Genomic DNA, 23,376 nt, shown 5'->3' with positions numbered 1-23,376 from the left:
GCCGGTCGAGCGAGGAGCACTCGGGCGAGCCCGAGCCAGATCAGTACATACAGAACCTCGAACAGTATCGACGCCGCTTGGGTGACATCCTCCCCGGCGTAAACGCCGGGGCTTCCCACACGGTGGGAATGCCAGTTAGTCGTCGTCAACGCTGGCAGTGGGTTTCGACTCTCGAACCGTTGTGAGTGTCATCTGCGAGGGTGTCTCGCTCTGCTCACACCGAGTCGTGGCCGTGTCACAACGGCTCCCGTCCTGTGACGAGTCATCGCCTACCTGTTTCCACGGCAGGCTCTCTCCCCACGGGTTGACGCGTCGTGCGATGTTCGCACTCGCGTTAATATCCGCTTGAAACGTCGAAACGTGGCACTCGGGATTCTTGCACGTGAACTCAGCTTGTCGGGGTCGATACCCGATGTGCTTGCACGAGTGACACGTCTGTGAAGTGTACTGCGGGTGGACGTATCGGACTGGAATCTCGGCGTCCTTCGCCTTGTCCTCAATTCGTCCTTGCAACCGAGCGAAGGCCCACGAGTGCAGGCGTCGATTCATATATTTCCCGTAGTCCAGTGACTCACGAATGTACGTCAAGTCCTCCATCACGATGACAGGATTGTCGAACTGACGAGCGTACTCCACAGACTCCCGAGAGGCTTTCTCGATGATGTCTGTGAGGCGGTTCTGGTAGTACGAGAAGCGTTCCTCGATACGCCATTCAGAAGCGTCTCGCTCTTGCAGGCGCTTGAGCGTCGTGAACATCTCCTTGCGGATTCGTTTGGCTTCCTTCCCGTTGAGTAACAGAGGTTTGGTGGGAGTGTCGTGTTGGAGGGCACAGCCCGCGACCAACATCGACTCGCCAATATCGAACCCCACCCGAGTCGGGTTCTCGGGGAGTCCTGAAGTGTTCTTGATTTCGTATTCGACGGTAACGTGGAGTGTCCACGTCTTCCGGTGTTTCTGCAAGCGAAGTTCGCCCACTTTGGTACTCGACTCGTCATCGAGCAGATCGTCCCACAATTCTTGTTGGTCTGGGTTCAGTCGAAGTGGTATCCAGAAGTTGGTTCCGCGACCGGGTTGCGGAACGTTCCAACAGATTTCGTACTCACGCGAGGGGTCACGGTCGAACTTCCCGGCTCGATTCACGTATCGGAGCGGGTGTTCGTCGTCCAGCTCGTTGGCGTTGTACGTGTTGTGGAGTTTCGGGACGTAGGACTTGAGGGCGTCTTTCGCTTGGTACGGCAGGTTGTACGGCGTTACCACGTCGTTCGTGGCACTCATCGTCGTACAGTCTTGCTCGAAGGCGTCGTTGAGCGCGTCCCGGTATTCAGACAGCGTTTGCTGGAGGCGTTGCTCTTTGCACCGAGTGGGCGGGGCGAGCGTGGCTTCCAGCGTCTTATTCGCCGTCTGAGTCGTTGACATCGTAGCCTTCGGATTCGAGTGCTTTGCGGAGGAGTTCGGGGTACGCTCGTGAGTGGCGTATCCCGTGGTCGCGGGCGTACTCCTTCAGGGCCTCGTGAAGTGGGCCGCCTCGCTCCATATCGAAGTCGGCTCTCATCCGCGTAAGCGTACGTTTTTACGTAAGTTAAAAATAACGATCGGAATTCCGTCTGAGTGGCAGAACGTGGTTAGTTCAGCAGTTGTCAGATTCCCTCCCGGCCTGAAGGCCGAGATTCCCTCCTCGTAGGATGATGGAACGGGGCTTGGGCTGTTTCTGGTGGACACGCTCGTCGACATCTATGAGGGGGAGATATCCGTGTCTGCCAACGACCCAAAAGGTGCGATATTCACTATCAAACTCGAACGCGCGACGGAGCGGTAACGCGGCTCACTCGGGAGCGATCGACGCCGCCTGCTGAAGCTGGAGTTCGACGGTCGTTCCGGACGAGGTCGGTGGTACCTCGATCTCACCATCGAGATTGGTGAGTATCCAATACACAAGGACGAGTCCGATACCACTTCCGTGGTCGAGCGCGGTCTCAGTAGCCCCAGTCAGTACTCGGCGTTCACCTGACGGCAGTCCCGGACCATCGTCACTGATCTCTATCGTCGTTCGATCTGTCCCGCGATTGATCTCCACAGCGATCGTCGGATCTTCTCCAGCGTGTTTGGCCGCGTTCGTGAGCAGCTCTGAGACAGCAGCTTCCAGTTGTGGGTCTGCGAACGCCATCGCTCGGTCGGGTACACTAAGTGAGATGTCCACTGGGTGGTGTCTCTCACGGACATCGCGTACCGCGTCCTCCACTTTCGGGACGATATCTATCGGCCGTGCGACTGGGACGGATCGCGTCAACTTTTCCAATTCTCGAGCTTTCTCGGCAAGTAAACTACCCCACCCTACTCCCTCGGCGCTCCGCGCCTCGGTCCTTGAGGGTAGGGCTTTGATGTGGACTCCCGGCGATCAGTCGCCAGCAAGAGGCTGGTGACTCTCACCGTTCAACATCCCACCATTCAAACGCACGTCTACTGGTGCGTCTCCGCTCCCCGACTTGGGCGAGGAACGGAGTTTGTGCGTCTCCTTCCGAACGTACCTCACGCCGATGTTCTTCGCTGCATTGTAGTCGGCGTTCACTTCGTACCCGCACTTCAGGCATTCAAAATACTCTCCGTGGCGGTTGTCCTCGTGCGTGAACCCACAGTCCGTCCGAGAACAGCGTTGGGACGTGTGGTTCGGCCCGACCTGCTCCACCGAAACACCGCGTTCCGGGGCCTTGTACGAGACGTACTCGTACAGACGTCGGAACGCCCAGATGTGGTGCCACTTTGCCTGTGGAAGCCGCTCTCGAATGTCGGTCAACTCTTCGAACACGATCACGTCGCAATCGTGTTCGACGGCCTCCGTAATTATCTCATTAGCGACGGTGTGTATGTACTGTTTCCGCCATGCTTCCTCTCGCTTTCCGAGGCGCAACAAGGCGTTGTGTGCGGCTTGCGTGCCGCGTTGTTGCATCTCACCTCGTCGTTTCTCGAACTCGCGGCACCAGTGGTCGTAGTCGTCTCCCTGCCAGAAGCGTCCCGTCGAGGAGACGGCAAGACTGCTGACGCCGAGGTCGATACCGAGGACTGTTTGGTGCTCAGTATCTGCCGAAACCTCAGACGGCTCGCCGTCTCTTTCGGAGTCGTACTTTCGGGTGGTGATATGGAAGTAGAACTCGTCGTCTACTGCGTCGTACTGAAGCGTGCTCGCTCGGAACTCAAACTCCTCTGACAGCACGTACTGTTCGTACGGTGTGGGGCTATCCGAGGGAAGTTCAAACTCACACTCAACACGGCCGTTGACAGTCGATAGCGAGACTTTGTTCCGGTAGAACGTAGCGCTCCGCTTGTCGTAGAGCATACTCCACGATGTGAACTCCGGTTGACTCACTCGCTTCCCGTTTTTCCACCGTTCGACACAGCCTTTGACGGCTTCAACGCCGCGTCGGATGGCTTCCTGAACGAGGTTTGCGGTGAGATTAGTTTCCACACGGAGTTCGTCGTAGAGCGCGTCCCGTGTAGTCGTGTTGACCGTGACGCACTCGGTGTAGGAGCGGTCGGACCAACAGAACTCAGCAGCACGGTTGGCACAGTGAAGGAACTGCCGGGCGGATTCGTGGAGATCCTCGCGTCGCTCGTCGGGAACGACGAGTTTGACGGGTGCGGTCCGCCGGACCTCCATGTTTCAGATGTGTTGCTGATGGTTCTTAAATGCTTGGGAGTCAGGTCGTCGCAGTATGCCGGTTGTGTCGCACCATACCGGTTTCCTCTCCGGCCTACTCGCTCACTCCGTTCGCTCCTTGAGGCCGGAGGCTCCACCTCGAAAATGCCGATGAACCAATCACTTCCCACCGATTCTCGTCTTCATCGATTTCGGTGATGTGACCATGGCTGACATCGAGGTAGTTCGCTCCAATCTCGATTACCTCATCGATAGCCTTCTTGCTGGGAATACTGCGGTGCAAGAGCGCATAGAGTTGGCTTCGTGCTTCCTCATCGGACAGGGAAGAGGATCTCTCAGTACGTGTCACTAGCGAATTTCCTGCTACCAGTACTAGTGGTGTGCTAACACTTGACTTCTTCCCACGCCTGAAGACGCGGGAATCCCACGGCACCGCACCGCTGAGTTGGGATATTACGGTTCGCGGTTAACAACCTGTTCTCGTGGGGCGAAAACGCCCTCACTACGGTCGAACAGGTGAACCGCTGGCTGTGCCAACCAGCCGTTATCCCTATCACCGCCATCCGTGGCGAGACTCGGGAGTACCTTTTGTCGAATATTCTCCGCACCGTTCACGTCCGCGTTCGCAACCGTATCACACTCCTCGCACACATACAACCCACGTTCGACACGTTGGTTGTCATCGGTGTGGCCGCACGCTGAACACGACTTCGACGTATCGCGTTCCGACACCAACTCCACGTTGATGCCTTCGGCTTCCGCTTTGTAGTCGAGTAGCGTCGTGAAGCGGTCGAACGCCCACCCATGTAAGTCGAGATTGCCGTGGTCTCCCCAATTCCGAGACCCGCCCGTCTCGTCGTTCTCTCGAATACCGCCGAGGTTACCAACAACAAGCGACCCAACACTTCGTTCGACGCATTCCTCTACGATTGCTTTCGAGAGGGCGTGTAAGAAGTGTGTCCGGCGACCAGTTCGCTTCCAATCAAGACGAGTCGCCTCACGGGACGAGGAATCGTCGCACTTGGCTTTCTTCTTCGTGAAGTAGTATTCGTCCTCTTTGAGTGCGCCACCGGGATACAACACAGATTTCCCGCCGAACGATACGGCGGCGAAGTTGCAAATCCCGAGGTCAACACCAGCCACCTCCTCACCCGGCGGCTCCGGGTCGATAGTGGTTCGACAAACGAATTGTAACCGCCACTCGTCGCGCTTGTAGACAGCACGAACCTGTTGAATGTCCCACTCGGTCAGGTCAACATCCGGGCGAGTCTGGTACTCGCACAAAATGAAGTCTGAACGATGTTCTTTCAGGTTACGGCCTTTCGAGAGGCGAACGCGGGTGAACTGTGCGTCGTGCTTGAAGCCAGCCGCTTTGAACGACACGGTTGAACGCGGGTGGGAGTCTCCGTTTTTGCGGTAGCCGGGCGGTCGGGCACGGTCGTCGCCGTTCCGACGCTTCCCGAACCAGCCGTTGAACGCTTCAGCGAGTTCTTCGAGAACGCGCTGACTGGATTGAGAATGCAAGTCCGTGTAGCGTCCGTGGCTTTTGAGTTCGGCTTTGAGTTCTCCGTCATCGGGAATCTCGCCCGTTTCGTCCCACTGTTCTTGTGTGTAGTAGCGACCGACGTTCCAGAGTTTTGAGGCGGCCCATCCGAGTTGGTCGAGGTCATCACGAACCTGTTGCTGGTTCGGTATAGTGGCCTCGAAGGTTCGGATGGTTCGACTCATTTTCTGTATTCATAACTGGTTATGAACGCCGTTTTCTTAATAATGTCGGTTGGCGTGGAATATCCAGCCTTGCTATCGACGGTGGATTGTGTAGGAGTTGTCGGATTCATCCTGACCCTAAAGGGTCAGGTATTCTCCTCGATTCTGTATTAGCCTGGTTCCGTTTACACCGTATTGGAACGAACGCAGCGCTGCTGCGGTTAGCGACAGGACGAACGGGGGCATTGATCCAGCGACGATGAGCACGTGGATTGCGATTGGGGTCGGGTTCGGCGTCGCACTCGGCTTGGTGCTGGACAATCTCGCGCTCGGGGCTAGTCTGGCTGCCGGGTTGTCGTCGGAGTCGGTGCTTTTCAGTCGGTGGGTTCTGGGACTGGTGGTCTAGCCATCGACCCACGCCTGAAGCTGTGGGGTTCCCCTTGCATCTGCGTGAGTTTTCTCCGGAAACGATGGGGTCGGGACTTACTTTGGGATAATCGCAACCGCCTCAATCTCAACAAGTAACTCCGAATCGATGAGGCGATTCACCTCGACCATGCTGGTGGCTGGGCGTACGTCACGAAACACTTCACCATGGGCTTCACCGATCGCCTCCCACTCATCGATATCAGTGACGAACATTCGAGTTCTGACCACATCCTCAAGTGATGCATCAGTCTCTCGAAGGGCGTCTTCGATGTTCTGGAGTGCTTGTTTCGTCTGTTCGTATGCGTCGCCTTTACCGACGATTTGACCATCACCGTTAGTCGCTGTTGTCCCAGAAACGTGTACTTGAGAGCCGGTCTGAACGGCCCGAGAGTATCCGACTTTGGACTCCCACTCAGTCCCGGATGAGATTTGTTTTCGCTCCATAGCTCAGACTCACAAACGGCATTAAAATGAGTTTGGGTGATGAATACGCAGACCCACTGTCTCAAGACTCGCGCCACTTGTGGCCACACTCGACGCACGTGAACAGTCGCACTTCGTAGGAGCCGCCGGGCTTCGGCATCATCTCGTAGTGCGCCCGGTCGCTGTCGCAGTCGTCCGCCGGACAGGGCTCCTGCATCGTCTCGGAGGAGTCTTGGGTCGCGTCGGCCACGGCGGGTGCGCCGTTGTTTTGTTGTCCATCTTGAATCGCCATCGCCGCTTCCGCTTGGGCGTCCCGTGGCTCCTCGTGCTCGCAGGACCGACACACCCACGTGTCGCCTGCCGTGTGCATTAGCGATCCACACTCGTCACAGAATTGCATCGTTGGAGGGAGTATATGGGTGATAGATATATGTCTTAATTTCCGATTCGTCGTGGGTTTCAGGTACCTGTTTGTGTTGGCTGTGTCGGCCGGTTTTCGTTGCGTTAAGCTCGAGAACAGCAACCCTACCCGAGAGACCGAATATATGCTCCGAAGTTAGAAGTCAGACAATAATAGTTCCACCTCTAACTTTCCGAGTCAATCACGAAGGCGGAATCCCACGACGGTCGGTCTCTTCGCACACCGTGTTCGATTTGAATTCACCGCTTGAATCTCGGTTTGATCGGCGTCTGAGCCGGCCTTAAGTGGTCGACTCGTCTCGAGAGATTTCATTTCGAACAGGGTGTGAGGTGACAATCTAGTCGGTCGTGAACTCGGTGCCTCGGTTGTGGTCACGAGGATACCGTATTCAAGCGTGGTAACCCACACCCCTCGTACCGAGTGACAAACAGGCGAGCGACGGCGTTGTGACGCCCGCAGTCGCAAAACGACAGCACACAACTCGGACCAACGAGGACCACATCGCTGGCCATCTTAATTCAAGCAGGGAATCCCGGCCTTTAGGCCGGGAGGGAATGCGACACGGTGTTGACCACCCGCTACTCGGTGGTCGGGCCGGAATCCAACTCCCGCTGTGCGTGGAGTAGCATCCCTTTCCACGTTAGACCGTGGCGTTTCTTCGTCTCTTTCAGCGACTCGTACTGTTCCTCGTCTACCTCGAAATTGATGTGTGGCATATCTCATTCTTGCGCCCCGTTACACTTAATTATATCTACGTTCTATCTACGGGTGTGTCTGAGACGGTGACGAAGACGCTACTGGCCACTCTCGCCACACCCACGGCGGGCAAAGAGCAACGCCTACAGCGGCTCTTGGACACCTACCGCGAAGCACTCCACGACGCCTTCGACAACAGGGCGGATACAATGTCTGCCGTCAACGACGTTGTAACGCCCTACGAACTTCCGTACCAAGCCAAAGACGCGCTTAAATCCTACGTCCCGAAACTCCGTTCGACGTACAACGCCGATGAGTTGGACGACGAGCATCCGCTTCGACTCGTCAATCGGGCCGCGAAGTTCGACTACTCAGACGAGCGCGAACACGGCTTCGTGTGGCAGGTCCCGCAACCCGGACGCGGGACGAACTTTTGGATTCCGCTTCGAATTAACCCCGAGCAGGAATCCCTGTGGTTCGACCTGCTCTCTGAAGACGCGAGGGCGGGCGAGTTGCGGCTACAGCGACACCGCACGTCGTGGGAGTTGCACGTCACTGTCGAATACCCGGTCGAAGAATCGACCGACCCGGACAACCCGACGTATATCGGCTTCGACGTAGGCGAGAGCGCGTTGATAACGGGCTGTGCCCTCAAACGCGACGTACCACGGAAGCCAATGCTCGTCAGCGGCAGTCGGGCGCGACACCTTCGCAAAGAGATGTTCACCACACTCCGGCGGCTACAGTCGAGAGACGCCGCTGAGTGGCGCGTGGACGAACGGTTCGACCACTACCAAAACGCTCTGACGGATATTGTCGAGAAAGCGTCTCGGCAGGCCGTCGAGTATGCCCAACAGTTCGAGAACCCCGTTATCGTTCTCGAAGACCTATCGCACATCCGCGAGCGGTTGGACTACGGGAAGTACATGAACCGCCGCCTTCACGCATGGGCGTTCGCCCGGTTACAGGGCCGACTCGAAGACAAAGCGACCGAGGCAGGGATTCGCGTTGAGTACGTCAACGCGGCGTACACCTCGCAGACGTGCCACGCTTGCGGTTGTCTCGGTCGGCGGGGTCAGCAAGCGGAGTTTGTGTGTCCGCACGACGACTGCCACGTATCGGAGTTCCAAGCAGATATTAACGCGGCGGCGAACATCGCTGGTCGCGCTAACCCGTGGGGAGAGAGCGTCCGTTGGGAACCCGGACGCGATGACTCGCCACAGGATGGGAGCGCCTGTGACAGCGCCACAGTCCACCAAGAGACGAGTCCGAGAACCGGACAGATGACGCTCTCGGTGTACTCGGACTGAAACCTGCCAAACCGGATTCCCCTCGTAGGGGAAGCCCCGCCGTTTACGGCGGGGAGGATGTCACGCAAGAACGCCCGTGACTGTAGCCCCTGACGGTGCATAAAAAAGACCACCCTCCAATGTGTTCCGAGTGTTCTGTTTCTTTATATGCGACCCACACACCGTTTTGCAAGTGTTCTTCAGCACGTCGCGGGGTCAATGGTCATCCATGAGAAGGTGACACAGTGAGGGGGACCCACACCGTGATCGAAATGAAATCTCCTCAATCCGAGACCAATTGTTGGCACCCTCACACACCGTAATCGAAATGAATTTTCCGTCCAACCCCCGGAATAGGGGGGTTCAACGCCTGTTTCAACTGATTCACCTACTGCCAGCCCATTTCATTTCGATTGTGGTGTGCTGTCGCTCAGTAATCGCTGTTTGAGTCCTCACCATGCCGATATCAGCTGTGTCAGCGCAGACCCGCTGTACATTTCATCTCGAACACGGTGTGGGGGTGGCGTTCTAACCCACCAGTACCCAGATTCCTCAGAATTCATTTCGACACCGGTGTCTTCATTTCGAACACACCCCATTCATTTCGAAAAGGGTTATTACACCCTAGTCTAGATATCTAGTAACGAATGAAAACGGACGACGATGATACGACCGGGGGCGGGGGTGATGGGGACCACGGTCAAGACTCCGAGACGTCGATTGTCGACGATATTCTTGACGGCGAGAGCACGACGGTCTTCCGGAACAAGCAGTTGGTCGACCCGAATACCATCGTCGACCACGACCGCATCTACGGTCGCGATGAGCAGTTAGCAGCCGAGGCGCGTGCATTCCGTGATACACTCGATGGAGAGCGTCCACCGGACCTACTCCTGTATGGCCCGAGTGGAACCGGAAAGAGCCTGACAGTAAAGGCCGTCGCCGAGAAGGTCAAAGACCGAGCGAGGCAGAACAGTATCAACTTCGACTTCGTCTCGGTGAATTTCAAAACGATGGAGTCACACACCCTTGACCGCGCTGTCTGGAAACTTGGCCACCAGACCGCAACGAAAGCGGGCGTCGCGTGGGAAATACCGCGCAAGGGTGTATCGACGGATGCGAAATATGTGCGCCTCTACGAAATCGTCGACGAACACTTCGACTCGCTCGTGTTCATTCTCGACGAAATCGATACGCTCACCGGACGTTCTACCGATCCGGAGCCGGCGTATTCTCAGCTTCTGTACAGCCTGAGTCGTGTCATGGCCGAACAGCACGTCGAGACCCTTATCTCGACGGTCGTCATCACGAATCATCCGAAGTTCCGCGAAAACGTCGACAGCCGAACGGATAGCTCGTACAACCCGAACGGGATCCATTTTTCCGACTACGACGCGGACGAACTCATCGAAATCCTCAATCGGCGACGTGACGCGTTCAAAGATAACGCACTCGACGAGGGCGTGATCGAACTCGTTGCTGCCTACGGTGCGAAGAACGAGGGGGACGCGCGTCGTTCAATCGACCTACTTCGAGACGCAGGTGAGCTTGCGAATCAGAACGGCGATTCGGTCGTCACCGCTGAACACGTCCATCGGGCCAACGACTCTGTGTTGAAGAATCGCGTCCTCGAAATCGTCGACGGAATGACCGTCCAAAAGAAGCTTTCTCTGTACGCCGCAGCAATTGTCGCCGATGTCAATGGCGGTGTTGCACCGAGTCCAGCAGTCTACAGCATTTATCAGCAGCTCTGTAACCGCTCGTCGCGAGATATCTACACGCAAGAAACCGTCAACAGCCACCTCAACAAAGCGGGGACGTATGGCGTCCTCGAAAGCAATCGCACGAGTGGTGGCTTCAAACGTGGGGTCTACCTCCAATTTGCGTTCTCCGAGCCTGTTGATGCAGTCCTCGACACCTTAGAAGACGACACACCGTTTGCCGAACTCGACTCGTCGAACCTCCGGTCAGCAGCCAGGCGGTTCCTCGCGAACTCGTCTCGGTGAGTGAGGGGAACGACGATTCGAGGAGAACGCCCACGACTGCAGTCGTGTAGAGGCCCTCACACCGTCGGGCGTTCGAGGATATCGAAGACGTCGACTGCTTTGTACTCCTGGTTGCGCTGTTTCCCGGTTGTTTCGACGATGAGACCGTCTGCTTCCAGTTCCTCGATTGCATTGTACGCCGTCTGTCGGCTGACGTCGAAGCGCGATTGGACCTCGTTCGCGGTGAAGTACGGAAGGTCGAACAGACTCCGGGCGAGTTTGTGGCTCGTTTTCGAGTGCGGATAGCGCGTCTCGTAGTCCCGGCGAAGCTCGATGAGTTCGAACGTCCGCTCGTAGGAGTCTCTCGCCTGGGCTTCGATTCCGTCGAGGAAGAACAGAATCCAGTCACGCCAGTTCCCCTCCTCGCTGACTGCGCGCATCTTCTCGACGTACGCCTGTTTGTTCCGGTTAAAGTAGGCACTCGGATAGAGATAGGGGTCCGACAGATACCCCGCGTCGTGCAGTTGGAGGACGATGAGGATCCGTCCGAGTCTGCCGTTCCCATCAGAACAGGGGTGAATCGTCTCGAACTGGTAGTGTGCGATAGCGAGGTCGATGAGGGGGTGGTGCTGACCTCTCATCTGGATGTAGGCTTCGAGCGAGTCCATCAGCTCAGGCACGTTGCCGTGTGGCGGTGGAACAAACGGCGGCTGGCTGCCACGTGGTGACGGGATGTGGACGTCGCTTTCCCGCCATGTACCGACGACGTCCCCCTCGTTCCGAACGCCTTCGAGGAGTGTCTCGTGGAGCGACTGCAGCAGACTGAGCGTAATCGATTCGCTATCTCTCATCGCGTCGAATCCCTCGTTGAGTGCTCGTTCGGCGTTGAGTACCTCTTGGAGGTCGCGACTGACGTCGACTGTCTCTTGGGACCGACTGCGCGTGTGATACGCGTACACCTCGTCGACATCGACATCTGCGCCTTCGATTTCCGCTGTTTCGACTGCCTCGAGTCGGAGCAGCGAGGTGTACAGAACCGGGGAGAAGTCGACGGTGGGACTGATACCATCGATCCGTCCGAGTTGGAACATCGCATCCGCGACGGACGATGCAAGCTCGTCGTCCATCTCAATTTTTGACGACAGCGGTAACTTGTCCGGAATGTAGTAGGGGTTCGGATGGGACTCAAGATAGCGACCGGGTGCGTCTGGTGGCAGATTTCGAGTCCTCATTTTGACTAAGACAGTATTTGTATCGGCTTAATCATATTGGTCTTAACGTGGTTTGGATAGTGAACCGAGTATATCTCTTCAGTCAAAATGGAGTCATCGTTCTGGAGTATGTGGGTGCGTCGGAATTGTTGCTCACGTTTGAGCCATCAGTTTCGACAGACGAGATGTGTCTGTCTCAGCAAAACACGTGCAAACCGGTGTGTGGGTGGAAGAGACACACCTCACACAGATTCGGGGAAGAAGCCCACGGCTTTAGCCGTGGGAGGAATCCGACAAGAGTCGAACCAAACCACGATCGATAGCAAGCCGACTCCCCCACAACAGTCGTAGAATATATAAGACACCACTCGTATGTGAGGTCACAGATGGAGGTCAAACGAACTATCCCGGTCAAACTCTCGGTTCCGGACGACCGACGAGACGACCTCCATCAGACCATCGACCAGTTCAACCACGCCTGCAACTACACTGTCCAGCACGGCAGGAACAACGACGGCTACCTCATCCTCAACAAGTCCACGATACACGACCAAGTGTACCACGACTTGCGAGACGAGACAGACCTGCCCGCAAACCTCTGTGTGCGGGCCTACTCGAAAGCCGTCGAAGCGATGAAAAGTACCGTTGCTGACTGGAAGAAGGGCAACAGCCGACCACTCCCGCGATTCAACGAGCTGTCAGCCGTCTACGACAAACGGACGTTGACCATCAAAGACAGGTCGGCCACCCTCTCCACCATCAACGGCAGAGTCGCCGTTGAGTACGTACTCGGAGACTACCAGAAGTCCTACCTCGATGATGACGACTACGAAAAGCGGATGGGGACGCTCCACTACCGCGAAGACGAGGATGCGTTCTACCTCCACATCGTCATCAAGAAAGAGGTAGAAGAACGCGACGGTGACAAGATACTGGGCGTGGACTTGAACCTGAAGAACGTCGCCGTGACCAGCACGGGGTCGTTCTACGATGGTGGCGAACTGTTGTGGGGTCAGAACCACTACTTCCGCGTGCGTCGTAGCCTTCAGCACAAAGGCACTCGCTCCGCCAAGCAGGAACTCCGGCGACTGTCGGGGCGAGAAAACCGCTTCGTGCTGAATCGCCTGCACACGATTTCTCGACGCATCGTGGAGGAGGCAGACGCCCACGACTGTTCGTACATCGCCGTCGAACGCCTGACCCACATCCGCGAGCGGATGAGTAATTGGGACGACCAAGTGAAGCGTCAGATGCACAACTGGGCGTTCCACGAACTCCAAGAAATGCTCGCGTACAAAGCTAGCGAGTATGGAATTCGTCTTGAGAAGATACCGCCTGCGTTTACGAGTCAGACTTGCTCGAAATGCGGGCATCAGTCCAGCACGAACCGCGATTCGGACGGGTGGTTTGAGTGCAACGACTGTGGGTACTCGGTTGACGGCGATTACAACGCTTCGAAGAACATCGGTTTCAAGTTGCTAACTTTACCATCGGGCAAACGTCCCGATGGGTTGGGCGACGGTCATCTCGCCCTCAAGTCTGGAATGTTGAACGGGAATGGCGATTACACTGCCTACGACGTTTCGTCGTCAGACCGGGAGTCCACGGACAAGCCCACGACTTCAGTCGTGGGTCGATGACCCGAAGATGACCGCGAGAAGGGCAGCAACTGCAAGAATCTCGAGCCCAACCCACAGCATCGATTTCACCGTCGACGTGAGAAGCGACGACCCACCGTCGCCCGTTCCACCGGCACCGTCGACGTAGCCCATCGCTTCGAGGGTGTCGACCCGGTGCCCGACGAACTGGCGTCTCGTTGGCCCTGCGACGCGTCTTGGTCGACCGTCTCTCTCCCGACTGCACTGCCGAATCCGGGTCCTGATGGGTCTTCTTGGACCATACGCTCACCAATTGGCGCTGTGACACCAAGGGTGGTGGCTAGAGAATCGAGCGCGCGAGTCAGCTTGTGTTCCCGTCCGCGACCGATGAATTGCCAAGCGAATCCGGGAACACATGCATGTAGTTTGTTAACAATTGTTAACCACTGTTGGCACCTAGTGGGATGCCAGTATGACCGCCGACGAAGCGTCGGAACACGGACCGACACCGGAGCAGGCGTTTGCCATTCTCGGCCACGAGACGCGACTCGCCATCCTATTCGCGCTCTGGGAACACCGGCGTCTCGACGAACACGTTCCGCAGCACCCGATGACGTTCTCAGCGTTACGAAAGACGCTCGGGATGCGGGACGGTTCGCAGTTCAACTACCACCTCAAGCCCCTCCTCGGCCGGTTCGTCCACCACGTCGCAAACGGGTATGTTCTCCGACGGGAGGGCGAGCGTGTGGTCAGCGCCATCCTCGCCGGCGCGTTCACCGACGAACTCGTGTTCGACGCCGTCCCGAACGACAAGCCGTGTGAACTCTGTGGGGGCCAAACCGTCTTCGAGTGCAACACGGAGCTGACCCGTGGATATTTTGCGATCAGATGCACCGAGTGTGAAGGAGCGTTCGGTGGCACCGGCTTCGATGGGACGTTGAGCCTGACCGAATCGCTCTCGCCAGTCGGCACTCGCCGTCGGGACCCCGCGGAGTTCTACCGGGCACTCGACGTCATGGTGAAACACCAGATTATGTCCGCAATCGAAGGCGTCTGTCCCGACTGTACCGGAACCACGAGCGCGACGCCTCACGTCTGTCGGGACCACCACGTGGACCCGGGTCACCGCTGTGTGTCGTGTGACACCATCTTCGAGGTCCAGTACGACATCGTCTGTGACGTCTGTCGCCAGCGATTCAGTATCCCAAGCAACCGCTGTTTGCTCACCGAGCCGCGAGTGCTCGTCTTCCTCGAAGACCATGGCTACGACCCCTGGTACGACTGGCTGTTGATCGAACTGGAATTAGTCCACCGCCAGACCGTTCTCTCGGAGACCCCGTTCGAACTGGAGCTGGTCCTCGAGGCCGACGGAGACCGACTGGTCGCGACCCTAGACGAGAAGGGGGCAGTCACAACTCTTCACAGACTCTCTCGAGAGCAGTCATGACAGGTGGCTCAGGCTAACGAATTCCAGTCCGTTCCTGGATAGAAATATAATTCAGCTTACATATATAGCCTGAACGGCCGTCAGTACGCACGAGGAGAAATGACCAGACACGAACCGGTTGGACGAAGCGCGATTGAACAGCCCGACGGTGTGTTGCGCCGGACCGTGTTGAAGGCCAGCGCCCTGACCGTCGCCGCGCTCGGAATGAGCGTTCCCGTTGCCGCCGACCCGATAGATCACGATGGGGAATCGAAAGCAGACCGCGACGTCGACAGCCCCGTGGGCTTTACCGTCGAACTCCTCGCGGGGCACGCACCGTTCCCCGACGAGGTTGCCGCGACGTTCCGGCTGAAGTACGAGGATGGAGACAGAACCATCGTCTCCAATTTGCCACGGGACGCGTCGACGACCATCTTCGCCAAGGTGACGTGGGAGCCGGAGGGAACCTCGGGCTGGCACACCCACCCCGGGCCCGTCATCGTCAGCGTCGTGGAAGGCGAGCTCGAACTCATCAACGAGCGTGACTGCATCGCCCGGACCTACTCGGCGGGTGAAGCCTTCATCGACCCCGGGCAGGGAAACATCCACATCGCGTCAAATCCGAGCCAGCGCGACACCGCCGTGGCCTACGCGACGTTCCTCGGCGTGCCAGTCGGCGCGCCGGCGACGGTGCTCGTTCCCCCAGTAACCTGTGAGTAGTCGCTGGGTGCAGCCCACCCAGTCGCGGTTTTCTCAGTTGTTGGTCGGTAAAGGGGCGTCCCACGCATGGGGAACGCCAGTTAGTCGTCGTCGTCGATGCTCGACTCTGCCCGGTTCGGCGAACTCGGTCGCTCGGCACCCGTCGAGTCGCTCGTGCCGGAGAGGAGTGGCTCAACCTGATTGAATTCCAGAAGCATGCCAGCGATGGCGACGACAGAGATGAGCGCAAATGGGAATCCAGTGATGATTGCCGACGAGCGGAGCGCGTCGATGCCGCCACCGACGATGAGTAGCGACGCAAGCCCTCCCATGAGAGCACCCCAGATGACGCGGTTGACAGTCGAGGGGTGCTGCTTCCCACCTGTCGTGAGCATCCCGAGTGCGAGTGTCGAGGAGTCTGCAGACGTGATGAAGAATGTGACAACGAGGAACAGAAACACGGTCGAAAGCACGCCACCGAATGGCAACGAGCCGAACAACGGGAAGCCGGAGACGGCAACACCGTGTTCGGAAACCATCTCGAGCATCGGTGCGATGTCCTGCCGTTCGAAGAAAATCGCACTCCCGCCCATCGTGAGGAACCACGGCGTGGTCGCAACGGTTGAGCCCACGAGTGCCGTCGCGACGACTTGCCTGATCGTCCGGCCGCGTGAGATCCGGGCTACGAACAGCCCACCAAATGGTGCCCACGAGAATACCCATGCCCAGTAAAAGACAGTCCAGTTGCCGACCCACTCACCAGATCCCGTCGCGTTGGTGTACAACGACATCTCGAGGAATCCAACGAAGTAGCGTCCCATCGCCTGGAGCCCCGTATTCATGATGTAGTTGGTTGGCCCCAACAGGAACGTCATGGCCGTCAGGACGGCGAAGACGCCCATATTGAATCGTGAAATTCGGGCAATACCCTTCTTGACGCCGAGTGCAACCGAGGCGGTGAACGCAACCGTCAGCCCAGTAATTACCAGCACGGTCCCGGTATCACCGATCGAGACGCCGAAGTTGTACGCCAGCCCAGTGAGGAACTGCTCTCCGACGAATCCAAGCGTGGTTGCGATCCCACCAATCGTCGCGAACACCGCCAGGATATCGATTCCCTTCGCTAGAACGCCGTCAAGCTTGTCGACGCCGACGAATGGCGCGATAAGCGTCGACACCCGCATCGGGGCATCCTTACGGAACGCGTAGTACGCAATCGGGAGTGCGACGATGAGGTACGGAACCCAGTACGAGATCCCCCAATGAAAGAGGGTGTACTGAATTGCCCCGACCGCCGCGGTCGCCGATTGGGATTCGCCCCCGATGAGTGGCGGCACCGTCTGGTAGTGACTCAACGCCTCTGCAGGGCCCCAGAAAACGATCCCTGCTGCAATGCCTGCCGAGAACATCATCGAAAAGTACGACAGCAACCCGAACTCGGGGTCTTCGTCTGGCTTGCCGAGTTTGATTCGTCCCCACGGGCCAACCATCAGCCAGAGGCTGAACATGACCATCAGGAACATCGTTCCGATGTAGACCCACATATACTCCGTCCAGAGGAACGTATTGATCTGCCCCATCGCGTTTGCAGAGGCAGTCGGGTTGCTGAAGAACACGACAATCGCGAGCAGCGACACCGAGAATCCAATCCCGAAGATGGTGAAGTCAAGTTCGTCGACGAACCGTTTTATTGGGGTGTTATTTTCTACCATTCGGAATGATGTCTTCCGTCATGGTGTCTCTAATTTCGGGTTGAATATGGCTCCTGTTTAAGTCAACGCTGTTCTCGACGGTGCCGGTCTTCCAACGAATTGCGGGAATTGACGACGGATTTACAGTAGCGCCCCGGAAAACGTGTCACTCGGACAATGTTATGGGAGTCTCTGCAGTCTGTCACTCGGTGCGAGGTGTGAGGGACAGTCGCGTCACCCTGTCGGCGTCCGTTTTTCAATCGCAACGAGTGAGTCGTCGAGTGCTTCGAGAACGTCGCGAGTGCTTGGTTCGCTCCCCCAGGAGTACCGAGACGTCGTCGTATCGAGGCCGATTTTCGCACCGACGACGAGTGTTGGGGCTGGTTCGCTCTCGGAGTATCCCTGCGTGTTGAACGCGTCTCTGAACGCGTCGCTTCGAACCCACGACAGCCACGTTGTTTCAGCAGTCTCTCCGAGGAGTGCCAGCACTCGGTCGTCGGTCAGCCACTCGACCGCCTGCTCGGCGTCGGTGGTTGTATCAGCGGGGAGGACGAGCAGATCGGCGTTGTGCGGTGCGTTCACCGTCTCGATTGCTGTAGGCATCGAGAGGTCCAGTCCATCGGCGACGTAGACTGGCGTCACGTCAAGTCGCTCGTACGTCGGTTGCTCTGTGTCTTGATCGTCTGTTGGGAGGGCCGAACACCCAGCGAACGAACTGAGGGCGGCAATGCCGCACGCACGGAGGGCGTTCCGGCGGGTGATAGTGTAACCACGGTTGGCTGGCCCACACTCCTCGCACCGAGTGACAGACGAGCGAATAGTGGCGTTGTGACGCCCGTGGTCACAGAACGGCAACACAACTCTCGCCAAAGAGAACCGCAGTAGGGAGGGATACAGCGCCGCACGGCTCTTTGACACGTTCGACGCTTGGCCCACAGGCCCACAATCGCAATAATTATGCGCACAAGTACACATAGTGCGTATGTAGTGAGACGGAAGAACATCACCATCCGCGAAGACCAAGCCGAGTGGGTCGAGGAGAACCATCTCAACCTCTCGTCGTTCGTTCGTGGAAAACTTGACGAACTTATCGAAGAACGCTCGTAGATGAACTACAACTACAGGTATCGACTCCGACCGTCCGACGCTCTCGAAGAGCAGTTAGCGTGGACTGTCGATACCTGTAGACAGGTCTACAATCACTTCCTCCACCGTCTCAACCGGAGCGACGACACCTCAGCATACAGCGAACAGAAGCTTCTGCCGAGCCTCAAGAAGTGGTGGAACGACCTGAAAAGCGTTCACTCGAAGGTTCTTCAGAAAGTCGTTCAACGGTTGTACGACAATCTCTCGACGCTTCGCGGGCGCAAAGAGAGCGGCTACCGCGTCGGCACCCTCAAGTGGAAGGCACCGGATGAGTACCGCAGTTTCACCTACAGTCAATCCGGCTTCAAGCTCAAGAACACGAGCGGTCGGACCCGACTGTGGATCTCGAAACTCGGAGAAATCCCGCTCACCTTCCACCGCGACCTGCCCGACGACGCCGAAATCAAGACCGTCACCATCAAACAGGAACCCACCGGCAAGTGGTACGCTGCCCTCGGTGTCGAAACCCCGCACGACCCGCCTGCGAAGCCCGAGAAACCCGAGAAGCGCGTCGGCATCGACGTTGGGATTCTCAAGTATGCTCACGACACGGACGGCACCGCCGTCGAATCCCTCGACCTATCCGACGAACGTGAGCGGTTGGAACGCGCACAGCGTGACCTCTCGCGGAAGCAACACGGGTCTGCGAATTGGGAGGAACAGCGCCGCGTTGTGGCCGAACGCCACGCCGAGTTAAAGAACAAACGGCGGGACTTCCTCCACAAACTCTCGAACTACTACGCTCGGGAGCACGACCTCGTGGCTGTGGAAGCCCTCGACGCGAAGGGCTTGGTCGAACTACCGGGCAACTCTCGAAACCGCGCAGGTGCGGCGTGGGGAACGTTCCTGCGGATGCTCGAATACAAGTGTGAGCGCGAAGGAACGCACTTCGTGGCGGTGAATCCGCGTGGAACGACCAAGGAGTGCGCGTCCTGCGGTGTTTCGACTGAGAAACCGCTGTGGGTGCGCGAGCATTCGTGTCCGGCGTGTGGGTTTGAAGCGGACAGAGACGCGAACGCGGCGTGGAATATTCTTTCTCGCGGTATCAAGAAGTGGTTAGGAGCGGGACGCTCCGAAGTAACGCCTGTGGAGACTGCGCTCCCTGTGTCCTCGGTTGTGGATGCAAAGCGCGTCGTGGAAACAGGAAGCCCCACCCTCAAGCGCGAGCCGTCAGGCGAGCGGTAGGGTGGGGTAGTTCACAAGCTCTTCTGTCACTCGGTGCGAGGTGTGTAACCAGTCGGACCACTCCTGAGGAACACAAACGGTCTCGCCTGACTCACACCAGATTGACGATAGGTTCTTGTCACTTGGCGAGAGCCACCACGTATGGACGGCAAACGAGTCCTCGTTACTGGCGGTGCCGGATTCATCGGCTCGAATCTCGCGAACCATCTTGCGGAAGACAACGACGTCATCGCAATCGACGACCTCTACCTTGGCACGCCCGAGAATCTGGATGATGCCGTGGAGTTCCACGACATGACGGTCCTCGACGACGACCTCCCGACCGAGGGCGTCGACGTGGTGTTCCACCTCGCGGCGCTGTCGTCGTACAAGATGCACGAGGAGAACCCGACGAAGGGTGCCCGTGTGAACATCGAAGGCTTCGTCAACACGGTCGAGCAGGCGCGAAAGGACGGCTGCGACACAGTTGTGTACGCGACGACCTCGTCGATCTATGGCTCGCGGACGGAACCCTCGCCCGAGGATATGCCGGTCGAATCCCGGACGGGCTACGAAGCGTCGAAACTCGGTCGTGAGCGCTACGCCGAGTACTTCCACCACCACTACGATATGCAGTTAGCTGGGATGCGCTTCTTCTCGGTGTACCAGGGCTTCGGCGGTGCTGAAGAGCACAAGGGCGAATTTGCGAATACAGTTGCGCAGTTCACCGACAAAATCGCCAACGGCGAATCGCCGGAGCTGTTCGGCGACGGCTCGCAGACCCGTGACTTCACCCACGTGGACGATATCGTCCGCGGGATCGAACTTGCCGCGGATGAGCGACTCCAGGGCATCTACAACCTCGGGACTGCCGAGAGCTACTCGTTCAACGAGATGATCGAGATGATCAACGAGGTCCTCGGGACGGATGTCGAGCCTGAGTACGTCGAGAATCCCTTCGAGGTGTACGTCCACGACACGAAAGCCGACTACTCGAAGATACACGAGGCGACTGGGTGGGAGCCCGAGGTTTCGTTCGAGGAAGGTGTCGAGCGGGTTTGTGAGCCGTATCTCGACTGACGGAAGCGTTCGTGGTTCGGCCGGGGGTTTCGAATTTACTTGAACGATTCGGACGGTCAGAAGCTGGGCGTCCCGATCGTTCGATTCTCGTGGTGTCTTGGCCCGTGACTTCGACTGCTCACCTCACCCCACGTCGGTCCGTGGAGTACGCATACAGATAGGTACACACGAGAATCGCCGCGCCAAGGCCGACCATATTCTGCAGCAGGTCTGTGACCGTGACGACGAACATGAGCGAGAACACACCGTAACACCCGAGGCCGCCAAAGAGACACATCGTGAAGCGCTTTCGAACCCAGTACAGTTCGTGTTCGCGTTTCTGTGGGAGGCCATCGACCACCGGCCAGTACGACCCTGCGATGAAGCCGACGGCGATTGCACACACGAACAGCAACAACAGGAGATGTTCATTCCCAACCACTAGCTCACCCGGCGTCCAGTGGGTGACTGCACTCACGGCGAGGATCGACGCACTTCCGACCGTTGGAGATGCGATGGAGGCAATCCCAGCACCCTGGCAGGCGGCCATGAATCGAGTCAGCGGGTCTGGACGAGTGGGACCGTACGATTCGACCGACATCGTGAGCGAGTCCACTCGCGGCTCGTAGTTGGCTATTTCGGCAGGATGGGCAACGTCGATTCTCATCACATCCGTTGTGATCTGTCTCAGTTGGGTCGGAGCCTCGAACTCGTTTCATTCAGTCACACTACCCTTGTTCACAGGGAGGCTTTCTCGGGTGCTGCTGCTAGCTGTGGGGGCTGTCTCCGCGGTGGGTGTCGACAGCGTGGCGGCGTGCGGTCGACTATCGACGGTTGATCACACGCTCATCAGCGCCACCCCATCACAACGTCTGTGATGCTACTCTTCCCCGATGACGGTGCTGTCTCTGCGAGTTCCGAGACAACGTGTTCGGAGAAGATGACGCGTTTGGTCCCGCGGCGTTTCACGATCTTCACGCCCTCTTTGCCGAGGTCATCGAGAAAGTCCATGACGCGACTGACGGTTTGGGTGTGAGGGGTTCGGCCTTCCTTCGCGTGGAGGACGGTTCGGATGGTACTCGAGTCGAGTGCGAAGCCTGCGGGGACGTTCGTGGCGTACTCCCTGATGTCTTTGGCGATGAAGCGAGCGCGTTCTTGATTGGCCGTGAGTTTCGAGCGCGCTTTCGAGGGGAGTCGGATGAGCTGTTGGAGCGGCGAGGTTGGGGTGGTTTCGTCGGTGGGGGTATCTCGTGATTCGACGGCGTAGAGACGCTGTTGGAGATGCTTGCGGTGGTCCGTTGCGGCGTCGAGTTCGGCTTCGAGTTCTTGGGTTCGAGTTTCGTAGTGGGCGAGTTGGTCGCGTTGGGACGCGATTGTCTCTGCTTGGGCGTCGACAGTCGCTTCGAGTTGTTCGGTGTCAGCTTCGAGTTCGTCAACGCGGTCTTCGAGTTCGTCGATCCGGGCGGCGAGGTCTTCGATGGAGGGCTTGGTCATTCGTGGCCCTCCGTGCGAGATGGCTGTGCGACGAGACCTTTTTGCGTGGGTGGTGTGTTCGGAGACATGCGGTTGGGGTTAGACCGCACCGGATCCGTGCTACAACACGGGTCCTTTCTGAGGGGACCTGATGACCCGGTGAGTCGTTAGGTCACTCCACGCAATCGATCCACTTCAATCTGTTTACTAATAAGTAAACAAATGATATCTAATAGTGTATATTGTATTATACATCGGTTCGGTTAACACGATAGTGTTGATTGCTCCGGTATGCGCAAACGGGGGGAATGGATGAAGCCGACTGACGACCAGATTCTTGAGATTCTGGGTGATTCTGGTCTTGTACTCTCACCGAGCATAATCGCGTTCAATGCTGGATTTACTCGAACACACGTGAATAATCGGTTGTCAGAGTTCGCAGAAAAAGGGCTTGTGGACCGGGTTGAGAGAGGAAAATACGAGATTAGCGAAATCGGACGTGGCTATCTATCTGGTGATGTCGACGCATCCGAACTGTAGTACCTGAACGCTGCTCCTAGTCTTCTCGCGGATCACTCACGAATTCGAAGAGCCGAGTTGGTTCGTGGACCAATTTCACGTAGCCGCGAGCCTCGAGTACTTCGAGGCGATTATACACACTGTTTCGTGAGTACCCGGTCTCATCGACGAGATAGCCTTTCGTCGCAATTCCCCACGGACGATTGCCATCGCGTCCTCGTTTGAGCACGTTGAGAATCGCTTTGTCTGTCCCAGTAAGGTTTGAGGCGCTCATAGTCGCAGTTAGACTACGATATGCTATAAACCATGGCATTATCAATATGCAAATTAGCTGGGCACAATGCATAGCATTAAGTTGCTCAAGAACAGAGTTGTAACTGAGAAGTACCGGTTTCGCCTTTCGCAGAAAGGCCACGTGCTGTAACACGTGACCGGGTGGCTTCTCAGTCCAGAGTAAGCCAATGTCAACTACGAACACCGCGACACAAGAGCGTACCGTATCGCTAGCCGACCACCTAACTAACGCCCTCGCACGCTCGTTCACCCTTGGTATCGACGCCGAGGGCTTTACACACCACTACTTCCGTCCTGCCGACGCCGTCGTCGTCTTTGATGGCCGAACCCTCGATCACTACGAGCCACTCGATGGCCGGCCGCTTCGCGAGTGGAAGGCGTTCGTCTCCCAGAAGCGTGGCTGGGCTTCGATGGGCCAGCTTGCACACCTCGGGCTTCGAGTAGATACCGAGCGGAAGGAGAACCCTCGCGCATGAGTGCCCACGAAGAGTTAC

General features: G+C 57.5%; 22 protein-coding genes and 1 pseudogene. 9 read left to right on the top strand and 14 right to left on the bottom strand.

All coding sequences use genetic code 11. The features are described 5' to 3' along the window. Nucleotides 1–135: 135 nt before the first annotated feature. Both C5B91_RS09195 and C5B91_RS22405 read right to left on the bottom strand, forming a co-directional pair. Entirely contained in the window at nt 136–1,416 is a 1,281-nt protein-coding gene (locus C5B91_RS09195; protein ID WP_049967538.1) for an RNA-guided endonuclease TnpB family protein, read from the bottom strand. Then, on the bottom strand, nt 1,391–1,534 hold the full coding sequence (locus C5B91_RS22405) for a hypothetical protein (RefSeq protein WP_199519532.1): 144 nt from the start codon (nt 1,532–1,534) through the stop codon (nt 1,391–1,393). Before C5B91_RS22405 ends, C5B91_RS09195 begins: the two co-directional genes overlap by 26 nt. A 165-nt stretch (nt 1,535–1,699) precedes the next feature. On the opposite strand from C5B91_RS22405, the pseudogene C5B91_RS23080 reads away from it, so the two are divergent. After that, nucleotides 1,700–1,816: pseudogene (locus C5B91_RS23080) on the top strand (histidine kinase); the annotation flags it as partial. Between the two features lie 6 nt (nt 1,817–1,822). On the opposite strand, the gene C5B91_RS09190 reads toward C5B91_RS23080, so the two are convergent. The 6 genes from C5B91_RS09190 to C5B91_RS22400 form a co-directional block, all read right to left on the bottom strand. Next, nucleotides 1,823–2,164 carry a sensor histidine kinase KdpD gene (locus C5B91_RS09190; RefSeq protein ID WP_115819631.1) on the bottom strand — a complete coding sequence of 114 codons (342 nt, stop codon included), beginning with the start codon at nt 2,162–2,164 and terminating at the stop codon, nt 1,823–1,825. Nucleotides 2,165–2,395: 231 nt separating this feature from the next. Further along, nucleotides 2,396–3,652, bottom strand: coding sequence for an RNA-guided endonuclease TnpB family protein (locus tag C5B91_RS09180; protein WP_049967536.1), 1,257 nt, complete (start codon nt 3,650–3,652; stop codon nt 2,396–2,398). Between the two features lie 453 nt (nt 3,653–4,105). Then, complete coding sequence (locus tag C5B91_RS09175; protein ID WP_115819632.1) at nt 4,106–5,380, bottom strand: RNA-guided endonuclease TnpB family protein; 1,275 nt, start codon at nt 5,378–5,380, stop codon at nt 4,106–4,108. A gap of 462 nt (nt 5,381–5,842) precedes the next feature. Continuing rightward, complete coding sequence (locus C5B91_RS09170; protein WP_049967534.1) at nt 5,843–6,232, bottom strand: RidA family protein; 390 nt, start codon at nt 6,230–6,232, stop codon at nt 5,843–5,845. 61 nt (nt 6,233–6,293) lie between these two features. Further along, nucleotides 6,294–6,611: an RPA12/RPB9/RPC11 RNA polymerase family protein gene (locus tag C5B91_RS09165; protein ID WP_049967533.1), complete on the bottom strand. Its 318-nt coding sequence runs from the start codon at nt 6,609–6,611 to the stop codon at nt 6,294–6,296. Between the two features lie 599 nt (nt 6,612–7,210). Next, nucleotides 7,211–7,348 (bottom strand): hypothetical protein, encoded by a 138-nt coding sequence (locus tag C5B91_RS22400; protein ID WP_008096044.1) that lies wholly within the window; start codon nt 7,346–7,348, stop codon nt 7,211–7,213. 54 nt (nt 7,349–7,402) lie between these two features. Here C5B91_RS22400 and C5B91_RS09160 point away from each other — a divergent pair, with 54 nt between their 5' ends. Together C5B91_RS09160 and C5B91_RS09155 are read left to right on the top strand one after the other, a co-directional pair. Further along, nucleotides 7,403–8,638 (top strand): RNA-guided endonuclease TnpB family protein, encoded by a 1,236-nt coding sequence (locus C5B91_RS09160; protein WP_049967532.1) that lies wholly within the window; start codon nt 7,403–7,405, stop codon nt 8,636–8,638. A 626-nt stretch (nt 8,639–9,264) separates the two neighbouring features. Beyond that, the gene (locus tag C5B91_RS09155; protein WP_008096046.1) at nt 9,265–10,623 is read left to right on the top strand and encodes a Cdc6/Cdc18 family protein; all 1,359 of its coding nucleotides are present in this window, start codon (nt 9,265–9,267) and stop codon (nt 10,621–10,623) included. Between the two features lie 56 nt (nt 10,624–10,679). Here the strand turns inward: C5B91_RS09155 and C5B91_RS09150 are convergent, their stop codons facing one another. Further along, nucleotides 10,680–11,834 carry a Fic family protein gene (locus tag C5B91_RS09150; protein WP_115819633.1) on the bottom strand — a complete coding sequence of 385 codons (1,155 nt, stop codon included), beginning with the start codon at nt 11,832–11,834 and terminating at the stop codon, nt 10,680–10,682. A 365-nt stretch (nt 11,835–12,199) separates the two neighbouring features. Between C5B91_RS09150 and C5B91_RS21920 the strand changes: the two genes are divergently transcribed. Then, nucleotides 12,200–13,453, top strand: a complete 1,254-nt coding sequence (locus C5B91_RS21920) for an RNA-guided endonuclease TnpB family protein (protein WP_147298784.1) — start codon at nt 12,200–12,202, stop codon at nt 13,451–13,453. Here C5B91_RS21920 and C5B91_RS22080 read toward each other — a convergent pair. Beyond that, nucleotides 13,436–13,585 carry a hypothetical protein gene (locus tag C5B91_RS22080; RefSeq protein ID WP_158544183.1) on the bottom strand — a complete coding sequence of 50 codons (150 nt, stop codon included), beginning with the start codon at nt 13,583–13,585 and terminating at the stop codon, nt 13,436–13,438. The genes C5B91_RS21920 and C5B91_RS22080 overlap by 18 nt on opposite strands. Before the next feature lie 298 nt (nt 13,586–13,883). Here C5B91_RS22080 and C5B91_RS09140 point away from each other — a divergent pair, with 298 nt between their 5' ends. Continuing rightward, nucleotides 13,884–14,858, top strand: coding sequence for a winged helix-turn-helix domain-containing protein (locus C5B91_RS09140; RefSeq protein WP_115819634.1), 975 nt, complete (start codon nt 13,884–13,886; stop codon nt 14,856–14,858). Between the two features lie 99 nt (nt 14,859–14,957). Beyond that, nucleotides 14,958–15,557 (top strand): cupin domain-containing protein, encoded by a 600-nt coding sequence (locus C5B91_RS09135; RefSeq protein WP_233514236.1) that lies wholly within the window; start codon nt 14,958–14,960, stop codon nt 15,555–15,557. Nucleotides 15,558–15,637: 80 nt separating this feature from the next. Here the strand turns inward: C5B91_RS09135 and C5B91_RS09130 are convergent, their stop codons facing one another. Next, the gene (locus C5B91_RS09130) at nt 15,638–17,248 is read right to left on the bottom strand and encodes a BCCT family transporter (protein WP_115819635.1); all 1,611 of its coding nucleotides are present in this window, start codon (nt 17,246–17,248) and stop codon (nt 15,638–15,640) included. 213 nt (nt 17,249–17,461) lie between these two features. Continuing rightward, nucleotides 17,462–17,869: a hypothetical protein gene (locus C5B91_RS09125; RefSeq protein WP_115819636.1), complete on the bottom strand. Its 408-nt coding sequence runs from the start codon at nt 17,867–17,869 to the stop codon at nt 17,462–17,464. Nucleotides 17,870–18,334: 465 nt separating this feature from the next. On the opposite strand from C5B91_RS09125, the gene C5B91_RS09120 reads away from it, so the two are divergent. Next, nucleotides 18,335–19,558 carry an RNA-guided endonuclease TnpB family protein gene (locus tag C5B91_RS09120; protein ID WP_115819637.1) on the top strand — a complete coding sequence of 408 codons (1,224 nt, stop codon included), beginning with the start codon at nt 18,335–18,337 and terminating at the stop codon, nt 19,556–19,558. 141 nt (nt 19,559–19,699) lie between these two features. Then, nucleotides 19,700–20,617, top strand: coding sequence for an NAD-dependent epimerase/dehydratase family protein (locus C5B91_RS09115; protein WP_115819638.1), 918 nt, complete (start codon nt 19,700–19,702; stop codon nt 20,615–20,617). Between the two features lie 118 nt (nt 20,618–20,735). Here the strand turns inward: C5B91_RS09115 and C5B91_RS09110 are convergent, their stop codons facing one another. Further along, nucleotides 20,736–21,263 carry a hypothetical protein gene (locus C5B91_RS09110; RefSeq protein ID WP_233514239.1) on the bottom strand — a complete coding sequence of 176 codons (528 nt, stop codon included), beginning with the start codon at nt 21,261–21,263 and terminating at the stop codon, nt 20,736–20,738. A gap of 182 nt (nt 21,264–21,445) precedes the next feature. Then, nucleotides 21,446–22,090, bottom strand: coding sequence for a hypothetical protein (locus C5B91_RS09105; protein WP_115819639.1), 645 nt, complete (start codon nt 22,088–22,090; stop codon nt 21,446–21,448). Nucleotides 22,091–23,049: 959 nt separating this feature from the next. On the opposite strand from C5B91_RS09105, the gene C5B91_RS09090 reads away from it, so the two are divergent. Next, nucleotides 23,050–23,358: a hypothetical protein gene (locus C5B91_RS09090; RefSeq protein WP_115819641.1), complete on the top strand. Its 309-nt coding sequence runs from the start codon at nt 23,050–23,052 to the stop codon at nt 23,356–23,358. Nucleotides 23,359–23,376: the final 18 nt, after the last annotated feature.

The sequence above is a fragment of the Haloferax sp. Atlit-10N genome, from assembly GCF_003586325.1.
Taxonomy (GTDB): Archaea; Halobacteriota; Halobacteria; order Halobacteriales; family Haloferacaceae; genus Haloferax; species Haloferax prahovense.
Note: the sequence above shows the minus strand (reverse complement) of the source record. Positions and strands in the feature narration are given on the sequence as shown.

Excerpts from the sequence above, each read along its gene's own strand:
- C5B91_RS09195 (WP_049967538.1), bottom strand. The coding sequence starts at position 1,416 with ATGTCAACGACTCAGACGGCGAATAAGACGCTGGAAGCCACGCTCGCC.
- C5B91_RS22405 (WP_199519532.1), bottom strand. The coding sequence starts at position 1,534 with ATGGAGCGAGGCGGCCCACTTCACGAGGCCCTGAAGGAGTACGCCCGC.
- C5B91_RS09190 (WP_115819631.1), bottom strand. The coding sequence starts at position 2,164 with ATGGCGTTCGCAGACCCACAACTGGAAGCTGCTGTCTCAGAGCTGCTC.
- C5B91_RS09180 (WP_049967536.1), bottom strand. The coding sequence starts at position 3,652 with ATGGAGGTCCGGCGGACCGCACCCGTCAAACTCGTCGTTCCCGACGAG.
- C5B91_RS09175 (WP_115819632.1), bottom strand. The coding sequence starts at position 5,380 with ATGAGTCGAACCATCCGAACCTTCGAGGCCACTATACCGAACCAGCAA.
- C5B91_RS09170 (WP_049967534.1), bottom strand. The coding sequence starts at position 6,232 with ATGGAGCGAAAACAAATCTCATCCGGGACTGAGTGGGAGTCCAAAGTC.
- C5B91_RS09165 (WP_049967533.1), bottom strand. The coding sequence starts at position 6,611 with ATGCAATTCTGTGACGAGTGTGGATCGCTAATGCACACGGCAGGCGAC.
- C5B91_RS22400 (WP_008096044.1), bottom strand. The coding sequence starts at position 7,348 with ATGCCACACATCAATTTCGAGGTAGACGAGGAACAGTACGAGTCGCTG.
- C5B91_RS09155 (WP_008096046.1), top strand. The coding sequence starts at position 9,265 with ATGAAAACGGACGACGATGATACGACCGGGGGCGGGGGTGATGGGGAC.
- C5B91_RS09150 (WP_115819633.1), bottom strand. The coding sequence starts at position 11,834 with ATGAGGACTCGAAATCTGCCACCAGACGCACCCGGTCGCTATCTTGAG.
- C5B91_RS21920 (WP_147298784.1), top strand. The coding sequence starts at position 12,200 with ATGGAGGTCAAACGAACTATCCCGGTCAAACTCTCGGTTCCGGACGAC.
- C5B91_RS22080 (WP_158544183.1), bottom strand. The coding sequence starts at position 13,585 with ATGGGCTACGTCGACGGTGCCGGTGGAACGGGCGACGGTGGGTCGTCG.
- C5B91_RS09140 (WP_115819634.1), top strand. The coding sequence starts at position 13,884 with ATGACCGCCGACGAAGCGTCGGAACACGGACCGACACCGGAGCAGGCG.
- C5B91_RS09135 (WP_233514236.1), top strand. The coding sequence starts at position 14,958 with ATGACCAGACACGAACCGGTTGGACGAAGCGCGATTGAACAGCCCGAC.
- C5B91_RS09130 (WP_115819635.1), bottom strand. The coding sequence starts at position 17,248 with ATGGTAGAAAATAACACCCCAATAAAACGGTTCGTCGACGAACTTGAC.
- C5B91_RS09120 (WP_115819637.1), top strand. The coding sequence starts at position 18,335 with ATGAACTACAACTACAGGTATCGACTCCGACCGTCCGACGCTCTCGAA.
- C5B91_RS09115 (WP_115819638.1), top strand. The coding sequence starts at position 19,700 with ATGGACGGCAAACGAGTCCTCGTTACTGGCGGTGCCGGATTCATCGGC.
- C5B91_RS09110 (WP_233514239.1), bottom strand. The coding sequence starts at position 21,263 with ATGAGAATCGACGTTGCCCATCCTGCCGAAATAGCCAACTACGAGCCG.
- C5B91_RS09105 (WP_115819639.1), bottom strand. The coding sequence starts at position 22,090 with ATGACCAAGCCCTCCATCGAAGACCTCGCCGCCCGGATCGACGAACTC.
- C5B91_RS09090 (WP_115819641.1), top strand. The coding sequence starts at position 23,050 with ATGTCAACTACGAACACCGCGACACAAGAGCGTACCGTATCGCTAGCC.